General features: G+C 42.6%; 20 protein-coding genes, 4 tRNA genes and 1 riboswitch. Of the genes, 9 read left to right on the top strand and 15 right to left on the bottom strand.

What is annotated here, in order from left to right; all coding sequences use genetic code 11:
* Nucleotides 1–129: 129 nt before the first annotated feature.
* The 7 genes from ACX1N5_RS08935 to secA form a co-directional block, all read right to left on the bottom strand.
* A tRNA-Pro gene (locus ACX1N5_RS08935) sits at nt 130–206 on the bottom strand.
* 3 nt (nt 207–209) lie between these two features.
* A tRNA-His gene (locus tag ACX1N5_RS08930) sits at nt 210–285 on the bottom strand.
* A gap of 37 nt (nt 286–322) precedes the next feature.
* A tRNA-Arg gene (locus ACX1N5_RS08925) sits at nt 323–399 on the bottom strand.
* A gap of 43 nt (nt 400–442) precedes the next feature.
* Nucleotides 443–519 (bottom strand) — tRNA-Pro (locus ACX1N5_RS08920).
* Nucleotides 520–765: 246 nt separating this feature from the next.
* Complete coding sequence (argJ, locus tag ACX1N5_RS08915; protein ID WP_131381199.1) at nt 766–1,986, bottom strand: bifunctional glutamate N-acetyltransferase/amino-acid acetyltransferase ArgJ; 1,221 nt, start codon at nt 1,984–1,986, stop codon at nt 766–768.
* A gap of 138 nt (nt 1,987–2,124) precedes the next feature.
* Entirely contained in the window at nt 2,125–2,442 is a 318-nt protein-coding gene (locus tag ACX1N5_RS08910; RefSeq protein WP_131381201.1) for a hypothetical protein, read from the bottom strand.
* Between the two features lie 134 nt (nt 2,443–2,576).
* Nucleotides 2,577–5,306, bottom strand: a complete 2,730-nt coding sequence (gene secA, locus ACX1N5_RS08905) for a preprotein translocase subunit SecA (RefSeq protein WP_458801336.1) — start codon at nt 5,304–5,306, stop codon at nt 2,577–2,579.
* A 282-nt stretch (nt 5,307–5,588) separates the two neighbouring features.
* Between secA and ACX1N5_RS08900 the strand changes: the two genes are divergently transcribed.
* On the top strand, nt 5,589–6,230 hold the full coding sequence (locus ACX1N5_RS08900; RefSeq protein ID WP_458801338.1) for a peroxiredoxin: 642 nt from the start codon (nt 5,589–5,591) through the stop codon (nt 6,228–6,230).
* Between the two features lie 122 nt (nt 6,231–6,352).
* Nucleotides 6,353–6,952: a dual specificity protein phosphatase family protein gene (locus ACX1N5_RS08895; RefSeq protein ID WP_458801340.1), complete on the top strand. Its 600-nt coding sequence runs from the start codon at nt 6,353–6,355 to the stop codon at nt 6,950–6,952.
* Nucleotides 6,953–6,954: 2 nt separating this feature from the next.
* Here the strand turns inward: ACX1N5_RS08895 and ACX1N5_RS08890 are convergent, their stop codons facing one another.
* From ACX1N5_RS08890 to ACX1N5_RS08865, 6 genes are all read right to left on the bottom strand, one after another.
* The gene (locus tag ACX1N5_RS08890) at nt 6,955–8,142 is read right to left on the bottom strand and encodes an SPOR domain-containing protein (RefSeq protein WP_458801342.1); all 1,188 of its coding nucleotides are present in this window, start codon (nt 8,140–8,142) and stop codon (nt 6,955–6,957) included.
* Nucleotides 8,142–9,416 carry a bifunctional tetrahydrofolate synthase/dihydrofolate synthase gene (gene folC, locus ACX1N5_RS08885; RefSeq protein ID WP_458801344.1) on the bottom strand — a complete coding sequence of 425 codons (1,275 nt, stop codon included), beginning with the start codon at nt 9,414–9,416 and terminating at the stop codon, nt 8,142–8,144. The genes ACX1N5_RS08890 and folC overlap by 1 nt, the downstream gene beginning before the upstream one ends.
* Before the next feature lies 1 nt (nt 9,417).
* Nucleotides 9,418–10,311 (bottom strand): acetyl-CoA carboxylase, carboxyltransferase subunit beta, encoded by an 894-nt coding sequence (accD, locus tag ACX1N5_RS08880; RefSeq protein ID WP_004749682.1) that lies wholly within the window; start codon nt 10,309–10,311, stop codon nt 9,418–9,420.
* Nucleotides 10,312–10,313: 2 nt separating this feature from the next.
* Nucleotides 10,314–11,111, bottom strand: a complete 798-nt coding sequence (trpA, locus tag ACX1N5_RS08875; protein ID WP_131381213.1) for a tryptophan synthase subunit alpha — start codon at nt 11,109–11,111, stop codon at nt 10,314–10,316.
* Nucleotides 11,112–11,532: 421 nt separating this feature from the next.
* Complete coding sequence (gene trpB, locus ACX1N5_RS08870; RefSeq protein WP_458801346.1) at nt 11,533–12,762, bottom strand: tryptophan synthase subunit beta; 1,230 nt, start codon at nt 12,760–12,762, stop codon at nt 11,533–11,535.
* A complete protein-coding gene (locus ACX1N5_RS08865) occupies nt 12,737–13,387 on the bottom strand; it encodes a phosphoribosylanthranilate isomerase (RefSeq protein ID WP_458801348.1) in 651 nt (216 codons plus the stop codon). The genes trpB and ACX1N5_RS08865 overlap by 26 nt, the downstream gene beginning before the upstream one ends.
* Nucleotides 13,388–13,521: 134 nt before the next feature.
* A riboswitch (cobalamin riboswitch) is annotated at nt 13,522–13,714 on the top strand.
* A 35-nt stretch (nt 13,715–13,749) separates the two neighbouring features.
* On the opposite strand from ACX1N5_RS08865, the gene ACX1N5_RS08860 reads away from it, so the two are divergent.
* The 5 genes from ACX1N5_RS08860 (at nt 13,750) to ACX1N5_RS08840 (ending at nt 19,919) form a co-directional block, all read left to right on the top strand.
* Nucleotides 13,750–15,606: a TonB-dependent receptor plug domain-containing protein gene (locus ACX1N5_RS08860; protein ID WP_458801350.1), complete on the top strand. Its 1,857-nt coding sequence runs from the start codon at nt 13,750–13,752 to the stop codon at nt 15,604–15,606.
* An 87-nt stretch (nt 15,607–15,693) separates the two neighbouring features.
* Nucleotides 15,694–16,266: a cob(I)yrinic acid a,c-diamide adenosyltransferase gene (locus tag ACX1N5_RS08855; protein WP_131381218.1), complete on the top strand. Its 573-nt coding sequence runs from the start codon at nt 15,694–15,696 to the stop codon at nt 16,264–16,266.
* Nucleotides 16,267–16,314: 48 nt separating this feature from the next.
* Nucleotides 16,315–17,040 carry a glycerophosphodiester phosphodiesterase gene (locus ACX1N5_RS08850; protein ID WP_458801352.1) on the top strand — a complete coding sequence of 242 codons (726 nt, stop codon included), beginning with the start codon at nt 16,315–16,317 and terminating at the stop codon, nt 17,038–17,040.
* Nucleotides 17,041–17,200: 160 nt separating this feature from the next.
* Nucleotides 17,201–18,364 carry an acyl-CoA desaturase gene (locus tag ACX1N5_RS08845; RefSeq protein WP_458801354.1) on the top strand — a complete coding sequence of 388 codons (1,164 nt, stop codon included), beginning with the start codon at nt 17,201–17,203 and terminating at the stop codon, nt 18,362–18,364.
* Between the two features lie 112 nt (nt 18,365–18,476).
* On the top strand, nt 18,477–19,919 hold the full coding sequence (locus ACX1N5_RS08840) for a protein adenylyltransferase SelO (RefSeq protein ID WP_458801356.1): 1,443 nt from the start codon (nt 18,477–18,479) through the stop codon (nt 19,917–19,919).
* Between the two features lie 32 nt (nt 19,920–19,951).
* Here ACX1N5_RS08840 and ACX1N5_RS08835 read toward each other — a convergent pair whose 3' ends face one another.
* Together ACX1N5_RS08835 and baeS are read right to left on the bottom strand one after the other, a co-directional pair.
* Nucleotides 19,952–20,638 (bottom strand): response regulator, encoded by a 687-nt coding sequence (locus ACX1N5_RS08835; RefSeq protein WP_004749694.1) that lies wholly within the window; start codon nt 20,636–20,638, stop codon nt 19,952–19,954.
* Between the two features lie 4 nt (nt 20,639–20,642).
* Nucleotides 20,643–22,322: a sensor histidine kinase efflux regulator BaeS gene (baeS, locus tag ACX1N5_RS08830; RefSeq protein ID WP_458801358.1), complete on the bottom strand. Its 1,680-nt coding sequence runs from the start codon at nt 22,320–22,322 to the stop codon at nt 20,643–20,645.
* 143 nt (nt 22,323–22,465) lie between these two features.
* Between baeS and ACX1N5_RS08825 the strand changes: the two genes are divergently transcribed.
* On the top strand, nt 22,466–22,861 hold the full coding sequence (locus ACX1N5_RS08825) for a hypothetical protein (protein ID WP_131381228.1): 396 nt from the start codon (nt 22,466–22,468) through the stop codon (nt 22,859–22,861).
* 281 nt (nt 22,862–23,142) lie between these two features.
* Complete coding sequence (locus ACX1N5_RS08820; RefSeq protein ID WP_458801360.1) at nt 23,143–24,945, top strand: acyl-CoA dehydrogenase C-terminal domain-containing protein; 1,803 nt, start codon at nt 23,143–23,145, stop codon at nt 24,943–24,945.
* The last annotated feature ends 33 nt before the right edge of the window (nt 24,946–24,978 follow it).

Here is a 24,978-nt window from a genome sequence, read left to right as displayed (position 1 = left end):
AATAGCGAATAGCGAATAGCGAATAGCGAATAGCGAATAGCGAATAGCGAATAGCGAATAGTATATAAAATAGAAATGCAAGAAATTTTAGGCATAAAAAAACCGCATTTAAGCGGATTCTTTAATAATTGGTCGGAGCAGTAGGATTCGAACCTACGACCCCCTGGTCCCAAACCAGGTGCACTACCAGGCTGTGCTATGCTCCGAATTGGGGTGAATGATGGGGCTCGAACCCACGACAACCGGAATCACAATCCGGGGCTCTACCAACTGAGCTACATCCACCACAGTGTTTTGGTTCTATTTACCAGACTACCAAAAATGGCGCGCCTGACAGGATTCGAACCTGTGACCATCCGCTTAGAAGGCGGATGCTCTATCCAACTGAGCTACAGGCGCTTAATCGATGACAAAACATCATGCGATGACTGCCTTGAGGAATTGGTCGGAGCAGTAGGATTCGAACCTACGACCCCCTGGTCCCAAACCAGGTGCACTACCAGGCTGTGCTATGCTCCGATTCATCTCAGCTTTCGCTGTATCGCACATCGTGCGGTACGGTGTGCATTCTAGGCGTGAGTCCTGTTTTGGTCAATACCTGAAATCAAAAAAACTTGCTTTTCTTCACTCAAAAGCCTATTTATTCAGCATTTTTATCATTGTTGTGTTTTTTTTAAACATTTTTCTCTTATTTTCAAGCATCTATCTCATAAAAAAATAAAGCCCCATCTAAATGATGAGGCTTTAAAAAATTAAAATCTTAAATTATGAACGATAATCGGCATTGATTTTCACGTAATCATAAGAAAGATCACAGGTATACACGGTATCTTTTGCTGTACCACGCCCCAAATCGACACGAATGGTCATTTCAGATTGTTGCATTACGCGTGCGCCTGCTTCTTCAGTATAGTCTGCGGCTGCACCACCATCTTTGCAAAGTTGAACTTCATCCAGCCAGACCTGAACTTTTTCCACATCCAAATCCTGAATTTTGGCATAGCCAATTGCACACAAAATACGCCCCCAGTTTGGATCTGATGCAAAAATTGCGGTTTTAACCAATGGTGAATGTGCAATGCTATAGGCAACTTCACAGCATTCATCGGTGTTTTGACCACCTTCAACCGTTACAGTAATAAATTTGGTTGCGCCTTCACCATCGCGCACGATGAGTTGAGCCAAGCGCTTCATGACACGAGTCAAAACTTCTGCAACGATTGCATAACGGACATCATCTGCTGACTGGATTTCCTGACCACCCGCCTGACCTGTTGCCACAAAGATGCAAGAGTCATTGGTTGAAGTATCGCCATCAATGGTAATTCGGTTAAAAGACTGATTAGCGGCATCTTTTAAAAGCTTTTGTACAAGATCACGCGCAACAGGTGCATCAGTTGCCACAAAAGATAACATGGTTGCCATATTTGGGCGAATCATACCCGCACCTTTACTGATACCTGTCATGGTGTAAGTTACACCATCTAACTCAAACTGTTCAGAAGCACCTTTTGGTGTGGTATCTGTAGTCATGATACCTTTAGCAGCATCAGCCCAAGCGTCAGCTTGCAAACTATCAAATGCAGGTTTTAAACCTGCAATAATTCGATCGACAGGTAATTGCTCGCCAATCACACCTGTTGAGAAGGGTAAAATTTCTTGAGTCGCTACACCAGCAACATTGGCTAATGCCTCACAAATTTTTTGAGCATTCTGTAGACCCAATGTGCCTGTACCCGCATTGGCATTGCCTGTATTGATGACTAAATAACGGGCATTTTTTTCTAGCAAATGGGCTTTTGAAATGCGCACTGGTGCTGCACAAAAAGCATTTTGAGTAAACACGCCTGCAACGTGTGAGCCTTCAGCAAACTCGAAGATCACCAGATCTCGTCGGTTTGGGTAACGTACATGCGCTTCTGTAGAGCCAATTTTTACACCTTTTACCACATGCATAAGTGGCATTGTAACGTCACCAACAGCCATTTTAATAATCCATTTTTAGAAGTGAAATAAAGCTCTAGCTTATTAGATATGTCAGTAAAAATCGAGCCTCTGTGAAACAAACCCCATGAAAAAACCAACCATATTGGCTGGTTTTTTCTATCGTATTTAACAAATTGGCTATCTAGATTGTTCCATGCTGAGCAAGGACTGCTCTGCTTTTTGCTGGCTTTCTACAGATAATGCTGGATTTGTTGCCACTATGCGCTTTACTGTTGCGGTGTTTGCAGGTGCAATCGCTGTTGTCTGAATTTGAATCAGGCGCCCTTGTGTATCACCCAATGCGTAACGGATTCCAGTACGAGGGCTAATCACCATAGTCGTATTACCTTGTACAATAGTTTGTGCAGTTGTAATAACCGATTGTGTATCCGCAGCAAAGCTTAAGCCTGGAGCAAGACATAGAGACAGCCATATTACCTGTTTAATTTTTTTCATGGTCACACCAATACTTTAAGGTTTTACACAGTGAATTTTGCCTAAAAGTGTACTGGAATTTAGTGACTGAGCCTATGACCTTGCAATAAAAAAGCAGAACATCTTGTTCTGCTTTTGTAAAACTACTGTCAGGCTTAGATTTTACCGTGACATTGCTTATATTTTAGACCTGAACCACATGGGCATGGCGCATTTCGGCTCGCTGGTGGAATAATGCTATTTTTGTCCAAACTAATATTGGTTTCTGCATCTTCCTCGCTACCGTCCATCAATGTTGCACCTGTCAGACCATCAACATTGTCATGTTCAAATGACAAACGCATCGAATCTGCCTGCTGTTGCTGACGCGCTTCCATTTCTGCAAGCTCTTCAGGTGTTGGAACATGCACCAATGACAAGTCTGTCACAACGTCAGATTTGATAGCACCTAGCATATTCACAAACAGGTTGAAGGCTTCTTTTTTGTATTCCTGCTCAGGGTTTTTCTGCGCATAACCACGTAAATGAATCCCCTGACGCAAATAATCCATTGCAGCCAAGTGATCTTTCCAGTGGCGATCGAGTGCGTTTAAGACAAAATGACGTTCCAGCATCGCTGCTGAATCTGCACCCATCTGCTCACGACGCGCACGATAACGTGCAACCACTTCATCAGCAATACGCTCAACCAAACCTTCTTCGTCGAGGCGGCGTTCTTCATCTAGCCATTGTTGAATTGGCAACTCGATGCCCAGATCCGTGCTGAGTGCTTTTTCCAAACCTTCAATATCCCATTGATCGTGGATAGATTCAGGTGGAATAAAGTTGGCAATTAAGCCCTTCATCACATCATGGTGCATTTCTTCAACATATTCTTGCAGGGTATTTTCTGCTAAAACTGCATCACGTTGTGAGTAAATGATTTTACGTTGTTCATTGTTAACATCATCGTATTTCAGCAAGTTTTTACGGATGTCAAAGTTACGTGCTTCAACTTTACGCTGGGCATTTTCAATTGAACGACTGACCATTTTATGTTCAATGGCTTCATCTTCTTTTAAGCCCATCGCACGCATCATGCCAACCACACGATCACCCGCAAAAATACGCATCAAATCATCTTCTAAAGATAAATAGAAACGTGAAACACCTGGGTCACCCTGACGTCCTGCACGACCACGCAACTGGTTATCGATACGACGAGACTCATGGCGCTCTGAACCGATAATATGCAAACCGCCTGCATTTAGGACAATCTCGTGATCACGTTGCCATTCGGCTTTTAGGCGCGCTTCATCTTCCGCAGTCGAGTTTTCAATTTTTGCAAGTTTAGCTTTCCAGTTACCACCAAGCAAAATGTCAGTACCACGACCTGCCATGTTAGTGGCAATAGTCACTGAATCTGGGCTACCTGCTTGGGCAATAATATCTGCTTCACGCTCATGCTGTTTTGCATTCAGCACTTCATGTTTGATGCCTGCCGCAGTCAATTTTTGTGACAGGATTTCGCTGGCTTCAATGGTTGCCGTACCCACCAGAATCGGTGCTCGGGTTTCCTGAATGCGTTTGATCTCAGCCACAATCGCGCTGTATTTGCCATTACGATTGAGGTAAATCAGGTCATTATGGTCTTGACGAACCATTGGACGATGCGTTGGAATCAGAACTACATCTAGACCATAAATTTCTTTCATTTCTGCCGCTTCTGTATCGGCAGTCCCCGTCATACCAGAAAGTTTCTTGTATAAACGGAAATAGTTCTGGAATGTTGTGGTAGCAAGTGTCTGGTTTTCTGGCTGGATTTCCAAGCCTTCTTTAGCTTCTACGGCTTGATGCAAACCTTCAGACCAGCGGCGACCAGGCATGGTACGACCTGTATGCTCATCGACAATGACCACTTCACCATTGTGAATAATGTAGTGTACGTCGCGCTGAAACAAGAAGTGGGCACGAATAGCCGCAGATACATGGTGAACTAAATTCAAATTAGCCGCAGAATACAGACTCTCGCCTTCTTGCAATAAACCCATCTGAATCAGTTCACGCTCTACAGCTTCATAACCGACTTCGGTCATTTCAACTGAACGCTGTTTTTCATCGATCCAAAAATGCCCGCCATCAGCCACTTTTTCTTCTTTTTGTGGATGCAGTTTTGGAGCAATTTCATTAATGGCAGCATAAAGCTGAGAAGAATCTTCACTTTGCCCTGAAATGATCAGCGGTGTACGCGCTTCATCAATCAAGATGGAGTCGACTTCATCGATAATCGTATACACTAAACCACGCTGTTTTTTCTCAGCTAGAGAAAACACCATGTTGTCACGCAAATAGTCAAAACCAAATTCGTTGTTGGTTCCGTAGGTAATGTCTGCTTTGTAGGCAAGTGCTTTTTCATCTGGCGCTTGCATTGAGTAAATTGTGCCAACCGTCAAACCCAAGAATTCAAACAATGGGCGGTTTAACTCTGCGTCACGCTGTGCCAAGTAATCGTTCACGGTAATGACATGCACACCCTGACCTGTTAAGGCATTTAAATAACATGCCAAGGTCGCCATCAGGGTTTTACCTTCACCTGTACGCATTTCGGCAATCTTACCTTCATGCAAGGTAATACCACCGATGAGCTGCACATCATAGTGGCGCATACCCATAATCCGTTTACCCGCTTCGCGGCAGACCGCAAATGCTTCAGGCAACAGGTCGTCTAAACTTACCCCAGTTTGATAACGATCTTTAAATTCTTGAGTTTTTGCAGACAACTCTGCATCGCTAAGAGCGGCTATCGTCGGTTCGAGCGCATTGATTTTCTCGACAATTTTACGCATGCGTTTCAGTTCGCGCTCATTTTTTGTACCGAAGATACCTCCGATCAGACCTGCCAACATGGATAAGCTCTCTAAATTTTGCTAGTCAAAAATGAAAAATGAATTTCTAATTAGACGTTATTATGGAGTTAGATTTTTGAAGTACAAGTTTTTTACGTAAAAAGCCGCATTTTTTTTCAACTTATCCACTTTAAATCACATCAATTACCACTAGAAAATTTGATCTAAAAACTTCTCACTTATCTTTTTTATTCATATCAACATAAGAAAGCTGTATTTTCTATGCAAAAGAACTGGTTCATAGTGAAACCCATCAACCCATAAAAAGTTTTGAGGTTTCACATGAGTTTACGTCTTGGCGATACTGCCCCGAATTTTCAGCAACAATCCAGTGAAGGGCCAATCGATTTATATGAATATTTAGGTCAGCATTGGGGCATTTTATTTTCACACCCTGCGGACTATACACCTGTATGTACCACCGAGCTCGGTTATACAGCGAAACTGCAAGATGAGTTTGCAAAACGTGATGTCAAAGCGATTGCCTTGTCTGTCGATGATGTTGAGTCACATCAGGGCTGGATTAAGGACATTAACGAAACTCAAGCGACAACTGTTAACTTTCCAATTTTGGCAGATAAAGACCGTAAAGTGTCGGAGCTATATGGTTTCTTACATCCAAATGCCAGTGAAACCACGACAGTTCGTTCTTTAGTGATTATTGACCCGAATAAAAAAGTCCGTTTAATCATTACTTATCCCGCATCAACAGGGCGTAATTTCAACGAAATTTTACGTGTCATTGATTCGCTACAATTAACCGACCACTATAAAGTCGCCACTCCTGCCAACTGGCAACATGGTGATGATGTCGTGATTGTACCGAGCTTAAAAGATGAAGGTGAGTTAAAACAGCGTTTTCCAAAAGGCTATACTGCCGTAAAACCGTATTTACGTTTAACACCACAACCTAACCTAAAATAAATGTTTAAAAACTGTCTAAAAATTTCTCCAAGCCTATTTTTTAATAGGCTTTTTTTTACACAAAACCTGCTGTAACAGACCCAAATTGTCATTAATTTAAAGCAATTCTACGACGAATGTTCATGATCATGCAGGTTCGATCTTATCGCTGGTTTATTATCGCCATAACAACTGGTCTATTTTTACAAGGCTGTATGCAAAGCAGTGCTTTACCCGATGCTCAGCGCCCTCCAAACTGGGGAATTGCTGTAGATAAACACTACAATTTTTATCGTGTTAACTCATGGCTATACCGTAGTGAACAGCCTTCATCCGAACTACTTCCCTATTTACAACAGCAACAGATTGATATTGTCATTAATCTGCGGGTTCATAATGAAGATAGTCAGTTACTGCAACATACTCCTGTTCAGTTATTTCATATCCCAATCAATACCTGGGATATTCAACGACAAGATATTGTCAAGGTCATGCAGATTTTACAGACAGCAAAGGCACAGCATAAACGGGTATTAATTCATTGTTATCATGGCTCAGACCGTACAGGTACGATGGTTGCCATGTCTCGAATTTTACTGGAGAACTGGTCAAGTCATGATGCAATCAATGAGATGAAACATGGAGGTTATGGCTTTCACCCTATCTGGATGAATATTGATGGGTTATTTAAAACTGAAAATATTGACTGGATGCATCAGCAACTGGCACATCCAACCCAATAAAATTAACGCTGATCGAGTGGTACCCAGTCAATAATCCATGCTGATTTCATGCCTAAGCTACTGTCAGCTTGGATTTTTCGACGTGCTGTATCTGCAGTTTCACGATCTTTCGCAGGGCCTACCATTACCCGAATACCTTTCGAGGTTGGACTAGTCACCACTTTATAACCTTTAGCACGTAGCTTGGAAACCGTAGCATCTGCATTCGCCTGATTTGCTGCAAGTGATACCTGTACCATCCACTTTTTCTTACCTTCGAGCAAATCCCGTGCTTTGTCAGCATCAGCTTTTTTGTCTTTTTTCTTAATCTCCGTATCTTGATCATCATCTGCTTTTTTCTTCGCATCTAAAGCAGCTTTATGTTTGGCTTCTAGTGCCTTTTTATGTTTTGCTTCTGCAGCATCGGCTTTACGCTTTTCTTCTGCATCCGCTTGGCGCCTTTCTTCCGCATCCGCTTTTTTCTGTGCTTCTAATTCAGCTTTCTTCTTGGCTACTGCCCGACGATGAGCTTCTTCATCTGCTTTCTTTTGTTCATCTGCTTCTGCCTTTTTCCTAGCCTCTCGTTCAGCCTGCTTTTTCGCCTCCAAATCAGCCTGTCTTTTCACTTCTGCATCTGCCTTTTTCTTGGCATCTACAGCCGCTTGATGCTTGGCTGCTTCATCATCAGCGAGCTTCTTTTTTGCAGTAGAATCTACCTGATGTTGTTGATCTGTGGCTTTACTTTTACTGTCAGGCTTAATCTGATGTTGTTGATCTGTCGCTTTATTTTTACTGTCAGGCTTAACCTCAGGTGGAATATTGTCAGAATCGCCCTGCCCTGTACGGCGTTTATTAATTTCGGCATATTCTTCAGCTGCTTTACGTGCAGCGTCTGCCTCAGCCTGCTGCTGTTGTTGTAGATATTGCTGAGTACGCGCTTCTTGTTCAGCTACCGCACGCTCACGTGAGCGCTTCTGTTCTTCAAGTAAGCGTTTTTCGGTTTCAACATCCACAGTTAATGGCTGCAAAGCCTGCATATTGCCAGCTTTTTGCGTTGTTTTTTGTTGCTGTGCTGTTGTCATCTGAGCTGAGGGAGTAGCTTGCTTATGCTTTAATTCTTGTGTGCCTTTGACCAGCAGTGCGGCAAGTAACACACCACCTCCCAATAAAACAACGCCTCCCATCCAACGTTGTTTGTTATTCATTGACATTATTCAATGTACTCCCAAACCGCTTCTAAGGTATGAAACGAACCACAAACTAAAATCAGTTGTTGATCTTCTACATGATCCAGAGCAGATTGAAAAGCCTCTTTCACATTTGCAAAATGTTGTGTCGCTGTGTTGTGTAAAGCTTGTTGGATTTTCTCAAGTCTTGCCGCACGAGGTACAGTCAACTCCGCAATATGCCATTTAGACACCACAGGGCTGAGTAGTTCAACGACAGAATCTATATCTTTATCGGCAAGCATCGAAAAAACTGTAACAACTTCAGAATACTGTTTATTGTATTGCATAAATTTCTGCAATTGCTTTAACAAAAATTCAACACCATGCGGGTTATGCCCTGCATCAAAAATCACCGTTTTATTTTGAATTTGACGAACTTCAAAACGCCCAGCAATCTTTGCGGTTTGAATTCCTGCACGAATTGCCTGATCAGAAATTTCCAAACCACTTACAAAAACAGCAGCAACCGCGGTTGAAATATTATCGAGTGCCAAATGTCCTTTAGGTAATCGTAAAGTCGATGCAGGTGTCGCAAATAACCACGTTTCTGAATCATTTTCCTGATAAAAATAATCGCGATTGAGCACATGCAACTGTGCCTGACATTCCTGCACTTTATTCTGAATCGCTTGTGGAAGCTGTTGCTGCCCCGCAAAAATCACCGGAATGTTTGGACGAATAATACCTGCTTTTTCAAAGGCAATTTTTTCAATGGTATCACCGAGCCAATCGACATGATCCAAACCAATATTGGTAATCACGGCAACATCAGGTTCAATGACATTGACCACATCTAAACGCCCGCCAAGCCCAATTTCCAGAACCCAGACATCGCATTGTTTTTGCTGAAAAATCAGAAATGCTGCAAGCGTTGTGGCTTCAAAAAATGATAGGCTTAAACCACATTCACGGCGGGCTTGATCAACTTGTACAAAAGCATCAACCAACTCTTGATCGGTGGCTTCCAAGCCTGAAATTTTGACGCGTTCATTAAAACGGTAGATATGTGGAGACTGGTAAAGTGCCACCTTATAACCTGCCTGCTGTAAAATAGCAGCGATGGTGGTCGTAGTTGAACCTTTACCATTGGTTCCTGCAACAGTAATGACTTTGGCAGAAGTTTGAGTCACTTTTAATTTTTGCGCAACAGGAATGACGCGCTCTAAGCCCAAATCAATTCCTGTTACATGCACATGACCCCAATAGTTGAGCCATGTGTAAAGACTATCCGTAGCTTGTGGTGCTATTGTGTTCAATTTAGATATTCATCAGCTTACTTACGATTCGATATACAGTATCACGTAATGCATGACGATGAACAATTTGATCGACTACACCATGATCAAGCAAGTATTCAGCACGTTGGAACGGTTCTTCGAGTTTTTCACGTACAGTTTGTTCAATAACTCGTTTACCTGCAAAACCAATCATGGCTTTCGGTTCAGCAATATGAACATCACCCAACATTGCCAATGATGCAGTCACACCACCATATACAGGGTGAGTAAGCACCACGATATAAGGCAAGCCTGCTGCTTTCACTTTTTCAATTGCAGCAGAAGTACGCGCCATTTGCATCAAAGACAACATGCCTTCTTGCATACGTGCACCGCCTGAAGCAGCAAAACAGATGAACGGTTGTTTTTTCGCAATCGCGCTTTCAGCTGCCTGTACAAAACGATCACCGACCACTGTACCCATTGAACCGCCCATAAAGTCGAATTCAAAAGCACAAGCTGTCATTGCTACGCCTTTTAAAGTACCTTGTAAAACCACCAATGCTTCAGACTCGCCAGTTTTCTTTTGCGCTTCTTGCATACGTGCAGGATATGGCTTGCTATCTACAAAATTCAATGGATCTTTAGCAATAAATTCCTGACCAAGCTCGGTATCTACCTGATCGAAGAACCATGTTAAACGCTCACGCGCACGCATACGCAAATGTTCATCACACTGTGGGCAAACATAGGCATTAAAGCTCATTGCTGTTAGTGTGATCAATGAACGGCACTCTGGACATTCAACTGTCGGTTCAGTAAAACTTGCCTTTAATGTTTCTTGGGCATCTGGTACATGGATTCCAGGAACTGGGCGATCAGTCCAAGGTGTCGATGGGTTCAGAACTTTACTTGGTTTAACTTCTTGATTCATATTCACTCATCGAGCGCAGCTCGAAGCTCCTTGACTTTATTAACCGTTTGTTCTGCGGCTTGTTCCGGTGGCAACGTTGCAAAAGGCTTAACGAGAGCACTACCGACAATCACGGCATCAGCAACTGCTGCCATAGCTTTTGCAGTTTGTGCATCGTTAATCCCAAAACCAACCCCAACAGGAATGCTGGTTTGTGCTTTAATTTTTTCGATACGTTTTGCTGCTTCAGACGTATCTAAAGTTGCTGCGCCTGTTACACCTTTCAGTGACACATAATAAATAAAACCACTGGCTTGTTTTATGACATGTTGAATACGTTCATCAGTTGACGTTGGTGCTAACAGGAAAATCTGATTCATGTTGTATTGGCTTAACACCTGATTAAACTGGTCAGATTCTTCTGGCGGCAAGTCCACCAACAAAATACCATCGACACCACTTTCATGGGCTTTTTCAACAAAATTCTCATAACCAATAACTTCGATAGGGTTTAAATAGCCCATCAAAACGACTGGTGTTTCTTGATCTTTTTGGCGAAATTCTTTGACCATAGCCAAAGCATCTAGGGTATTTGTTCCACCAGCAAGCGCTCGCTCTGCAGCAAGTGCAATTACAGGGCCATCTGCCATTGGATCAGAAAAAGGCAAGCCCAATTCGATCACATCGACACCTGCATCAACCATGCGATGCAATAATGGTACTGTAACCTCTGGATGAGGGTCGCCCGCCATAACATAAGAAACCAAAGCTTTTTGTTGTTTAGATTGAAGCTGTTCAAAACGTGTGGCTAGACGAGACATAGATTTTACTTTCCTTGCATGAAAATAGTGTGTGCTGTGTTTACATGACACCGCATTGTAACGCTATTTTTTATACATTGCACAGCGCCAAAAGCTGCCTGATTTGATTCAACATTTATGAAACAATCCGCAAGCTACATTAATCAATATTTGATAGTTTTTCTCAATGATCAAACCTTCCTAATTTTTAGGCATATTCTGAATTGCTTTTTTGACTTCACACGGAATTTATAATTAATAAAAATATATAAAACAATAAATTAAATAAATGTCTAAGCTTTACTCACATGGCAAAATGTTTGCACACGCTTAAAATTTATTCGACCTATTCATCATCAGTATTCTGCTTTTTTATAAAAATACCTCAAAAACAAAAGGCGGACTGTAATCAGTCCGCCTTTCTTTTGATTGAAATCTTGTTTTATAGTTCAACCAATGGAATACCATCTATACGTGCAACTGTCAGCAAATCTTTATCACCACGGCCTGACACGGTTGCGATAATAATCTGATCTTTTGACATGGTTGGTGCAAGTTTGGTGACATAAGCCATAGCATGTGCACTTTCAAGCGCAGGAATAATGCCTTCAATCTGGGTCAGGTCACGAAAACCTTGCAATGCTTCTTCATCGTTGATTGGGACATACTGTACACGCTTCATATCTTTTAGGAAGCTGTGCTCTGGCCCAACACCAGGGTAATCAAGCCCCGCAGAAATACTATGGGTTTCAATAATCTGGCCTTGAGCATCACTCATCAGGTAAGTACGGTTACCATGCAGTACGCCAACGTGTCCAGCATTTAAAGGTGCGGAGTGTTTGCCTGTTTCAATACCATGACCCGCAGCTTCAACGCCATACATTTTGACATCGTAGTCGTTCAGGAATGGATAGAACAAGCCCATAGCATTTGAACCACCACCTACACAGGCAACAAGTGCATCAGGTAAACGACCTGCTTGCGCTAAAATCTGCTGGCGTGCTTCGCGCCCAATGATGGATTGAAAATCACGTACCAATTGCGGATACGGATGTGGTCCTGCAACTGTACCAATCACATAATACGTGGTATCAACATTACTCACCCAGTCACGCATCGCTTCATTTAATGCATCTTTGAGTGTTTTTGAACCACTTTCAACAGGAACAACTTTTGCACCGAGTAGACGCATACGATATACGTTCATGGCTTGGCGTTTTACATCTTCAGCACCCATGTAAACTACGCACTCTAGCCCCAAACGTGCTGCAATGGTCGCAGTTGCCACGCCGTGCTGACCTGCACCTGTTTCGGCAATAATGCGTTTTTTACCTGAGAGTTTAGCCAGCAATGCCTGACCAATCGTATTATTTACTTTGTGCGAGCCTGTATGGTTAAGGTCTTCACGTTTTAGGTAAATTTGCGCACCACCTAAATGTTTAGACCATCGTTCAGCATGATAAAGTGGACTTGGGCGGCCAACGTAATAAGCCAAATCACGGTCAAATTCTGCCAAAAACGCTGGATCATTTTTCATTCTGTTATACAGATTTTCTAAATCTTGTAATGCAGCCATTAATGTTTCTGACACGAATCGTCCGCCATGAATGCCAAAGTGTCCTTTAGCATCTGGATATTGTGTATAGTCAATCACTTCGTTTTGCTGATCCACAATGGACTCCTTGCATAAATTTTTTGATTAATCGTTGATCTTTAATCCCTTTTTGGGCTTCTACACCACCGCTCACATCAACCGCAAAAGGTTGTGTCAATGCGATTGCCTCGGCAATATTGTCAGGATTCAAGCCCCCAGCCAAAATCAGTGGAATATCGAGTTTCGGGAATTGCGACCAATCAAATTGTAAACCTGTCCCACCCTTTAAGTCAGGATGCCAAGCATCAAGTAAGATAGCACTTGCGCCCGCTTGTTGGTAGCGTTGAATTTCGTTTATTAGGTCTAAATCAGGTTTCACCTGAATCGCTTTATACCAACGGCGTTTGGTCAGTTGTGCAATTTGCTGGCAGGTTTCAGGGCTTTCATCACCATGTAACTGTAAAACATCTAATGCAACATTTTGCAGCACAGCCAAGATTTCTTCGGCACTGGCATTTACAAATAATCCGACTGTTTGTACATAAGGCGGAACATGGGCCAGCAATTGCTGGGCTTGCTCTACAGTGACAGAACGTGGGCTGGGTGGATAAAACACTAGGCCAATCGCATCTGCACCTGCCTGTACCACACTGTGAATATCCTCTACTCGGGTAATTCCACAAATTTTTGCTCTGGTTCGCATAGATCATCTGGTTTAATAAAAAGCATACTGCCGATTAAAACGGAAAACAGACCATAAAATCTAGAGACAATTTCAGCTTTCAACACAATCTGTGTCTGTTGATTGTTTCACTCATGTAAAGCTCGTATACTTTGGCGCAATTTATAGCAACAAGTTTTAGGGAAGTTGGTGAAAACCCAACACTGCCCCCGCAGCGGTAACAATGAAACGCATATTGTTTGAGTCATTCACTCACGTCACTGTTTTTTTAAATGGGAAGACGAATATGCCGGTTATATCTATAACTATATTGGAAGTCCGAAGACCTGCTTGTTGTTTACTTCGATAAATCATTCACGGGGAGTGAATGTATGGAGCAAACCATGTTTCTTTTTAAGCCCACTGCGTTAGCTGGTGCGATTGCACTTGCAACAGGTTTTTTAGCAGCAGCTCATGCAGCAGATAACCAAACCGCAAACAACGACCAAGATGTCGCACCTTTAGATACAATTGTTGTAACCGCATCTCGCACCGCAGAGCCAATCAAGAACGTTCCAGCCCGAATTGATGTGATTGACCAAAAAACCATTCAACAATCGCCAGTTGCAGATCTAGGTCAGCTTTTAAAACAAGATGCTGCCTTAAATGTAGTGCAATCTGGGGGTATCGGTCAGATTACATCAGTGTTTACTCGCGGGACTAATTCAGATCATACCCTTTTAATGAAAGATGGTGCCGTCATTAACACTGCCCTAGATGGCAATGCCAGCATTCCATATTTAGACTTAACTGACGCTGAGCGCATTGAAGTCCTTAAAGGCCCTGCATCAGTTCAGTATGGTTCCGATGCGATTGGTGGCGTAATTCAAATTATTAGTGCTCCACCAAAAAAATCTGGTGCATTTATCACGACCGAGTACGGTGAAAATAACACCTATAAATCGATTGTCGGTGCCAACCTTAAACTTGACCAAGGTTTCTACGCGCAAGTTCGTGGACAACGCATGGAAAGTGATGGCACGCCTGTTTTAAATACCACTTCTGAAAAATCAAGCTACGACCAAAAAGGCTATAGCGCAAAAGTCGGTTATGAAGATACGAACTTAGGTGGCAGTGTCAGCATTGATGAAAACAAGGGTAATAGTTATTACTATGGCGGTAACCAAGACTTTTTAAATCGCCTTATTAATGCTAAAGGCCGTGTAGAACTTTCACCAAGCTTGACTTTGAATGTTCGCTATTCACATTTTGAAGATCAGTTAACTACAAAAACAGATACAGGTTACTACAACACTTTTAGAGATGAAGGTGATGTGAACCTGAACTGGAAATTTACTGAGCATGAGAATTTACTTATTGGTGCAACCACTAAAGATGCAACCGTTCAGGGTTCATCGGTTGTGAATGGTAAAAAGACGCTTGACTCAAATGGCTACTACATTCAGCACCAATATCAAGATCATGGCATTAGCACTCAGGCAGGTGTACGTTTAGAGGATGATAAACAGTACGGCACACATACTGTTGGACAATTTGCCATTCGTGGTCAAATCACCCCAACGACCAGTGTTTATGCCAATGTTGGTTCTGCATTTAAAGCCCCTACAGGGAACGAACTGTATTATGTCTATGAAAGTGCACTTTATGGCAACTACTATGGCAACCCGAACTTAAAGCCTGAAGAAAGCGTCACTTATGAAATCGGTTTAGACCAACAGTTGCCATTTGGTATTCAAGGCTATTTATCTGCCTATCAAACCAAGGTTAAAAATCTGATTGAATGGGTTTATGGCTGGCCAGACTCGACCTATGCCAATGTCAACCGTGCCAAGATGACAGGTGGTGAAGCTGGCTTTAAATGGAGCAAAGGTCAATACTATATTCAATCTGAATATGCTTATGTGAAAGCGATTAATGACGATACCGGTTATGATCTGATTCGCCGCCCACGCCAAACATTTACCACAACTGTAGGATTGAAAAATACCCGTTATGGTTTAAGTGCGTCACTGGTCACTAAATCGCATTCTAAAATTTCTGAATCGGCAAACTCAGCAAGCACCCCAGGCTACAGCACTGTGGACTTACATGCTTACTGGAATGTGAACGACAATATTAAGTTATTTACCAATATTCAGAATGTTGGTGATGTTCACTACAAAGAAGCCAACTACTATGGCGATACGTGGTACATCAACGGTGGTCGTTTAGCCACTGTCGGGGTAACATTAAGCTTCTAAACTTTTAAAAAAGTATTTTATCAGCGCATTTTTATGGATAATGTTTTTAAAGGCATTATCCTTTTTTATCATTTAAAGGAACTACTTATGGGTCACCGCTTAAGTAAAATTTCAACCCGCACTGGCGATGATGGCACTACAGGGCTTGGCGATGGGACACGTGTTGAAAAAGATGATTTACGTATCCAAACGCTCGGAGATATTGATGAACTCAATAGCGTCATCGGTGTATTACGTGCACAAGTTGTCAACAGCAATATTCAGGCAGATGAAAAACAGCGCTGGGATAAAAGCTTAAGCCTCATCCAACACTGGTTATTTGATCTGGGTGGCGAAGTCTGCATTCCCAACTTTTCTATGGTTCAAGAATCTGCCTTGCTATTTTTGGAAACAGATATTGAAGCCATGAATAAATATCTGCCAATGCTCAAAGAGTTTATTTTACCAGCAGGCTCATTATCATGCAGTTATGCACATCAGGCACGCGCTGTGTGTCGCCGTGCTGAACGTAGTCTTATCAGCCTGCAAAAGCGTGATCAAAATATTCAGAAAACCTCACTCCTGCTACTTAACCGCCTGTCTGACTGGTTATTTGTTGCATCTCGTAGTTTACAACTTGAAGAACATGGCAAAGAAATGTACTGGCAAAGACAAAAATAGCATTTTCAGCGTAGAATAAATTCATTATCAATTTGATTTGGCACATGAATGCAAATTATTGGTCATCGTGGTGCACGTGGTGAAGCACCTGAAAATACCCTTGGTGGTTTTGCTTATTTAAAACAGCTGGGCATTAAGGCAGTCGAGTTCGATGTCCGCCAACTTCCAGATGACACGCTTATTGTCATACATGATGACAATTTTTTTCGGACGTCAGGAAAAGTGGGTTCTGTTTACCAAAGCCAGCGACATGATCTGGCTCACCATGATCACCGCTCCAAATGGAAAAACTGGGAAAATCACGAACCAACCCCGTGTCTATCACAGGTTCTCGATTTATTGCAGGACTTTCAGCATATTGAAGTTGAAATTAAAGCTGTTGCCGATCAAGCTCAGGCCGAACGTCTTATTGGGACATTACAACAACAATTAAAAGGTTTTGAACGATCAGCAACCATTACCAGCTTCGATGAAAAAATCTTACAGACATTACAGCGCAGCCAAAGCCAGTTTCAACGCGGTCTACTGATTGAAGACAACATTAAAACCCAAGCTATTGAAAAAGCAATAAAATATGGTTGTGCGCGCATTGGCTGGAAAGATAAACTCGCAACGCCTGATATGATTGAATTATCAAAACTAGCAAAACTGGCAGTGAGTGTCTGGACAGTCAATGATGTATCAAGAGCAAAAAACTTACTAGATCAAGGCATTGATGGGTTAATCACCGATTTTCCAAAAACAATGCAACATCAGCTGGGAATTTTAGAGTAATATTTAGACAGAAGATATTGATCGAAAGTTTATCTTTAGCTTTTAAAATACAAGTGTATAATATTGCTAAAGCATCTATTCTATAAAGATGTCTCTGAACAGCCATCAGTATTAAATTTTTGAAGGTTGACCCTATTTACTCTTAGGAGCGTCGCTGCATATGACTCCCCTGCCCCAAGCAAAAGCACCGATTAACTGGACAGCAACCATTACGTTGTTGGGGACTCCCATTGCTGCCCTGATTGCCATACCGCTATATGCTTATTACCACGATTTTTCTGTCAGTGCGTGGGTAAGCCTATTTTTTCTACTCGCGCTGAGTAGTTTAAGTATTACAGCGGGCTATCACCGCTTATGGGCACACCGTGCCTATGAAGCGGCTCTCCCACTAAAAATTATCCTGATGCTCGGTGGTACGTTTGCTGTGCAAAACAGTATTTTGTACTGGGCTTCTGGACACCGTACTCATCATCGCCATGTTGATGATATTGAACAAGATCCGTATTCGATTGAAAAAGGTTTCTGGTATGCCCACTTAGGCTGGATGATTCGTGATTATCCTGCGGCTACAGCAAACTATAAAAATGCGCCTGATTTGCTTAATGATAAAGTCGTGATGTTCCAAGACAAATACTATGTGCCTTTGGTGATTGCCGTACATGTGGTGATCTTGGGTACAATTGGCTGGGCAGTTGACGACTTATGGGGTGTAATTTTATTAGGTGGTTTACTCCGCCTGATCCTGAGTCACCACGTAACTTTCTTTATTAACTCACTGTGCCACATGTTTGGTAAACGTCCATATACTGACGAAAATACCGCACGTGACAACTTCTGGTTAGCGATTGCGACTTGGGGTGAAGGCTATCATAACTACCACCATATCTTTCAGTATGACTACCGTAATGGTGTGAAATGGTGGCAATATGACCCAACCAAATGGCTAATCTGGTCGTGTTCAAAAGTCGGTTTGGCAAAAAATCTGCGCCGTATTCCAAGCTTTAATATTAAAAAAGCAGAATTGGCAATGAAATTTAAATATGCTGAACAAGACCTCGCGGTCTATGGACATGACATTAATGAAGACATGCGTAGTATGAAGCAACATATTGCCCAAGAATACGAAGCATTTACCCACACGCTAAATGATATGGCAAAACTCAAAGAGCTTGAGTTACAACATAAAAAAGCAGCAGTTACTGAAAAATTTCAGAAGTTTGATCACAAATTAAAGCTGGATTTCCAACTGATTGAACAGCGTTTACAGCACCACCGTGATCGTCTGGAAGTATTAGTAAAAAGTCTGCGTAAGATTTCAACTTAATCTTATATCGCGATTAAAAAAAGAGATGCCAGTGCATCTCTTTTTTATTTTGTCATTCCAAAGCGAAGTTTTGTTATAGTCTTTCTGAACATTTGCAAAACCTGCCGACTATATGATTTTTAATTCCCTGTACCCTTCTTTAAATGCCAAGCTTTATCATCAGCAAGCACCTAAACCATTGCAAGGCGCACGTGCGGGACACTTCAATGCAGCTTTAGCCACTGAATTACAATGGTCACCTGAAGAACAACAGGATTGGGTTGCGATTTGTAGCGGGCAAAAAACCTTTGCTGAGTTTCCACCACTGGCAATGGCTTATGCAGGGCATCAGTTTGGACAATGGGCAGGACAACTCGGTGATGGCCGTGGTTTACTGATTGGACAAATTCTAGATCGGCAAGGTAAAACCATTGACCTACACTTAAAAGGGGCTGGCAAAACCCCTTATTCGCGTATGGGGGATGGTCGCGCAGTGTTGCGTTCCGTGATTCGTGAATACTTGGCAGGACACGCGCTGAATGCTTTAGGTATTGCATCAAGCAATGCGATTGGATTTACCACCTCTCAACATGCTGTGCAGCGCGAACAACTTGAACAAGGCGCAATGTTGCTACGTACAGCCGACTGTCATATTCGCTTTGGGCATTTCGAATGGATTAATCAGTACGCGCCTGAACTACTGACAGAATTTACTCAAAAAGCCATCGAATGGTATTTCCCTGAATGTCTGACTGCGGAACAGCCAATTCTTGCTTTTGTCGATCAGGTGATTGAGCGTACAGCCAAAATGATCGCCCAATGGCAACTGGTGGGTTTTGCACATGGTGTGATGAATACCGATAATTTAAACATTACAGGTTCAACTCTGGATTTTGGGCCTTACGGCTTTATGGAGCGCTTTCGCCCCAACTGGATCAACAATCATTCTGACCATCAGGGACGCTATAGCTATCAAAATCAGCCAAGCATTGGACACTGGAATTTATGGGTCTGGATCAACAACCTTGTGCCACTTGCCAAAGCTGAAGATCGTGAGCAGTTTAAGCAGGACTTGATCAAAGCCTTGGAACAGTTTGAACCGAAATTTCTGGCGTTTTATCAGCAAGGTTTGGCTGCAAAAATGGGGCTGCCCGACTTTCATAAAGACAGCTTTGATTGTGGCATGGCATTTTTAAAAATCATGCAAAGTGAGCAACTGGATTACACGCAAAGCTTTTTGCGTTTACAAGACAAACAATATCGTGCCATTCAAGATGATTGTCTCGATACCCGTCAGTTTGAGCATTTCCTGCAACAATATCAGGCCATTCGCGAAAACCAAGACACTGAACAGCTTGATGCAACCATGCGTTTGGTCAACCCGCGTTATATTTTACGCAATCATATGGCACAGACAGCGATTGAAGCCGCACAGCGCGATGACTTTAGCGAAGTGGAGCGTTTGTTTGAATTATTGGCACAGCCTTTTACCTATCAACCCGAACGTGAACGCCCTGCCGATCTTGCGCCTTTACCAAGCGACGTACCCGATGTAATGGTGAGTTGTTCATCTTAAAAAAAGGAGCGTTATCGCTCCTTTTTATTTACTTAATCATTCGGATATTCAAAACGATACCCGACACCATACACAGCCTGTACCCATTCATGGCGATTATCATCTTCTGCGACTTCAGAAATCTTGCGGCGCAGGTTTTTAATATGGCTGTCAATTACACGGTCAGCCACGTCAAAACTGTCAGGGTTAATATGATCGAGCAGTTGAATCCGTGAATAGACTTGTCCAACATGCTCTAAAAATAGTTCTAACAAGCGGAATTCGGTTGGGGTCAAATTCAAGGCTTTTTGTTTATACCAAATGCGTTGCTGAGACTTGTCGATACGAAACAGATCATTGTCTTCAGGTTCGGCTTTACGCTCTAAACGGCGTAACACGGCTTGTACGCGTGCAACCAATTCTTTTGGGCTAAATGGCTTACAGACATAATCATCTGCACCCATATTTAAGCCCAGTACCCGATCAATTTCTTCAGTCCGTGCAGTCACCATAATAATCGGCAAGTTAGACTGTTCGCGGACTTTACGGCAGATGGTCAAGCCATCCATACGTGGCACCATCAAATCCAGAATCATCAGGCTCGGTTTGCGTTGTAAAAAGCTGTTATAGGCTTCTTGTCCATCATGAAACATACTGACTTCATAGCCCGCCGCTTCCAAGTAGTCACGAACCAGCCCCGCTAATTCAACTTCATCTTCAACTAAAATAATATGTTTCATAAACTTATGTCCTAGGAATTTTTGGGAAAGTTAACTGGCAACGCAAACCACCCAAAGGTGAGTGATCAAAACTGAGCTTGCCCCCTAAAGCTGTCGCAATTTTGACTGAAAGTGCCAAACCTAAACCTGTGCCACCCGTACTACGGGTACGCGAATCATCAACACGATAAAAACGCTCACCCAAACGTTGCAACTGTTCATCGGTTAAACCTAATGGACTATCATCGATAAATAACGTCCATGTCTGTTCATTTTGTGCGCTATGAATACGAATCTTGCCGCCTTGTTCAGTATAACGGATGCTATTGCCGAGCAAATTCACCACAATCTGTTTAAAGCGATCGACATCTAAAGACAATAACGCACCTGTACCATCCACTTCGACTTGTAATTGAGCCTGTTCAAATTTAGGGGCGAAATTAATCACCTCCTGCACCACGACCTGCCACGGATCAACCTCAGCAAAATAACAGGTCAACTGTTGTGCTTCAACCTGTGCCAAGTCTGCCAGATCTTGAGTCAGTTTCTTGAGGCTACTCACCTGACTCATCATTGAAGCAAAATGTTCAGGGGTAGGTTTACGGATACCATCTTGCATGGCTTCAATCTGTGCCTGCAACACCGCAAGCGGAGTTTTAAGTTCATGGGAGGTATCGGCAACCCACTGACGTCGCGATAATTCATGTTGATGCAAAATCTCGGCAAGCTGATTCATTTGATTGGACAAATCACCCAGTTCATCATTACGTTTGACCTGCATTTTGGATTCATAGTGCCCTTTTGTTAACTCACGGGCAACACGCAACAGTTGGTGAATCGGTTTCTTAAAATAAGTCGCAAGTAACAGGGCAAGGAGTAAACTGGCAAATACCGTGACTGCATAAATCAGCAGTAAAACCTGCTTTTGGGTACTAAAGAAATTGAGGCTAAGTGCATCTTCCTGATCAAGAACAGGTTTTAAGCCCAAATATCCAACGACCTGATTATTGACAGTAATCGGGCGAAATGAAACCGCACCTGTATTTTGCTCACCGACGATAAAATGCTTTTTCGCATCATACAAAGATAAACGCGAACTTAACCCCAATTTATCGGGCATCGGAATAAAACGTTTTTTGCCTTCAGGTGGCGCACTAGCGAGCAAAGATTCGCCCACTTTAGGCTTATGGTTGTCCTGTGGCGGCTTACGATTCCAAAGAGCACCATTTTTTAAAGGAAAGCTCAGGCCTTCAAAAGGTTGATATTCAGAGGGCAGGTTTTCTTGTAATAATCGAATTTCGCTTACAGACAATCCTTCTTTTTTGACGGCTGTTTGCTGCTCAACTCCAGTCGGGACATTTAAAATGGTATTTTCTTTAAAATAGCGCTGCTGAAACGCAATATCATATTGACGGCGCAACCAAACTCGTGAAAGATGATCATAATCATCAGGGTTAGGCTTGCCTTCTATTTGTAAAATCTGCGCCTGGATGGCATTGCCCCAGTCATGATAAATACTGTATACCCCAGCCAAGTTTTCAATGAGATGATCCAGTTTTTGCATTTCAACATCAGCAACATACTTGGTGAAGTTTTCCTTCATGGTCCATTGAAACACACCCAAGCTCACCGTCGTAATAATAACGGTGGTCAACAACACAGTTAAGAATAAGCGTAAGGCAATGGGAACACGCAGGTTTTTCAAAAATTCAACTCTATCAACAGCCTGAATTTTTCCATTGTAACTAACATGTGGATAAAAAACTCTCCATTGTTCCTTCATGTTGGTTGGTTAAAGTTAACACAGTAAAGTTTTTTAACTTTCGTATACAAAAAAAGGACAATAAAATGAATCGATTCGCCAAAGTTGCTTTAGTAAGTGCTACGTTGCTCAGCATGGGAACGCTAACCGCTTGTCAATCCATGATGCAACACCATGATCCTGCTGGTATGCAAGCAGGTTCACAAGAACCACATCATCGCCATCACTGGCAACATCATATGTCGGAACAGGAAATGGCCAAACATCAAGCAGCACTTGAACAATTTAAACAAGCATGTAACAACCAAACTGTTGGTGCTAAAGTTCAGGTCAAACTTGAAGATAAAACCATTACAGGTACATGCGAACTACGCTTTAAACCTGATATGAATAAAGACCATCCAATGTATCCAGCAAATATGAATAAAGATCATTCAATGTATCCGGCAAATATGCCCATGCCTGCACCTGCGACAAAATAAATCACCACAAACAAAAATGGCAGATCACTATGGTCTGCCGTTTTTGTTTGTCACTCAGCCGATTGGCTAAACGCACATCAAATTATTATATAAAATCAATATTATTCAATATTTTATTACAGTAAATTCAATTTAATTTGACTTTATAGTCACACAGATTCCACGATTCCGCTCTTGTCGAACACTGCAACTTGTTGCACGATGTAATCCATACAAAGTGCTGGGAAAGGCACATTTTAAAGACATAAAACTGGGGTTTGCCAGTACAAGAGGATATGATCATGCCACAATACAAAGCGCCTTTACGTGATATGCAATTTGTCTTGCATGAGTTGCTACATGCCGAGCAGCACTATGCCAAATTGCCTGCATTTCAAGATACGGTTAGCCGTGAATTGATTGATCAATATTTAGAGGCTGCCGCAGATTTTTGTGAAAATGAACTGTCTCCACTCAACCAAATTGGCGATCGTGAAGGCTGTACATGGCATGACGGTGTCGTCACAACCCCAACAGGGTTTAAAGAAGCCTATCAAAAATATATTGAACTGGGCTTTCCTTCCCTTTCAGCAGAAGAACAATACGGCGGTCAGGGTTTGCCAAACTCGCTAGCCACTGTAATTTCAGAAATGGTGGGGAGTTCCAACTGGGCATGGGGCATGTATCCTGGTCTGTCACATGGTGCTGTACGTACCATTGAAGACCACGGTTCAGACGAACAAAAAAATACCTATTTACCGAAACTGGTTTCAGGTGAATGGACAGGTACCATGTGCCTGACCGAATCACATGCAGGTTCAGACCTCGGGATTATTCGCAGTAAAGCCGAACCTAATGTAGATGGCAGTTATGCGATTTCAGGAGAAAAAATCTTTATCTCCGCAGGTGAACACGATATGGCTGAAAATATCGTGCATATCGTACTGGCACGCTTACCGAATGCACCGAAAGGGACCAAAGGGATTTCTCTGTTTATTGTGCCGAAATTCCATGTCAATGCTGACGGATCTCTAGGTGAACGCAACAATGTCCGTTGTGGTTCAATCGAACATAAAATGGGTATTCATGGCAATGCCACCTGTGTCTTGAACTTTGATAAAGCCACAGGCTACCTGATTGGCCCTGAAAACCGTGGTCTAAACTGTATGTTCACCTTTATGAATACAGCACGTATTGGCACCGCGGTGCAAGGGTTGGCGGCTTCTGAGTCATCATTCCAAGGGGCACTGGTGTATGCCAAAGAACGCCTAGCAATGCGCGCGCTTTCTGGGGCAAAACAGCCTGAAAAAGAAGCCGACCCAATTATTGTGCATCCTGCGGTACGTAACATGCTCTTGACCCAAAAAGCCTTTGCCGAAGGTGGTCGTGCCCTTGTTTACTTACTGTCTCAATATGCCGATTTGGTGGAACGTGCTGCAACGAGTGAAGAACGTGAATTTGCTGATAATATCTTGTCTTTGCTCACACCGATTGCCAAAGCTTTCTTGACCGAAACAGGCTATGAAGCGGCCAACAAAGGCGTTCAGGTATTTGGTGGGCATGGTTTTATTGCCGAACATGGTATGGAACAAATCGTGCGCGATACCCGTATTGCCTGTTTGTATGAAGGTACAACCGAAATTCAGGCACTGGATTTGCTTGGTCGTAAAGTGCTGCAAACCAAAGGTGCATTGCTACGCGATTTCACCAAAATCATTTATGACTTTACCCAAGAGCAAGCAAACAACACTGAATTGCAAGAGCTGATTGGTACGCTTGCAAGCCTGAATAAAGAATGGGGACAACTCACCAACCGTATTGGTGAACGTGCCAGCCAAAACCCTGAAGAAGTTGGTGCGGCGGCTGTTGACTACCTGTTCTTTGCAGGCTATGTGACCTTGGCTTACTTATGGGCACGCATGGCGGTGGTTGCTCAGCAACAACTGGTTCAAGGCGCAAGCGAAGTTGAATTTTACAAAGCCAAAATCACCACGGCACAATTCTACTTCAAGAAAGTCTTACCACGCGTACATGGACATATTGCCGTGATTGCAGGCGGCTTAGAACCTCTGATGAGTCTGGATGCCGAACACTTTGCATTCTAATGCACAGAAAAAAGGCTGCCACTGTGCAGCCTT

The organism is Acinetobacter sp. ANC 4636 (assembly GCF_054454555.1).
Note: the sequence above shows the minus strand (reverse complement) of the source record. Positions and strands in the feature narration are given on the sequence as shown.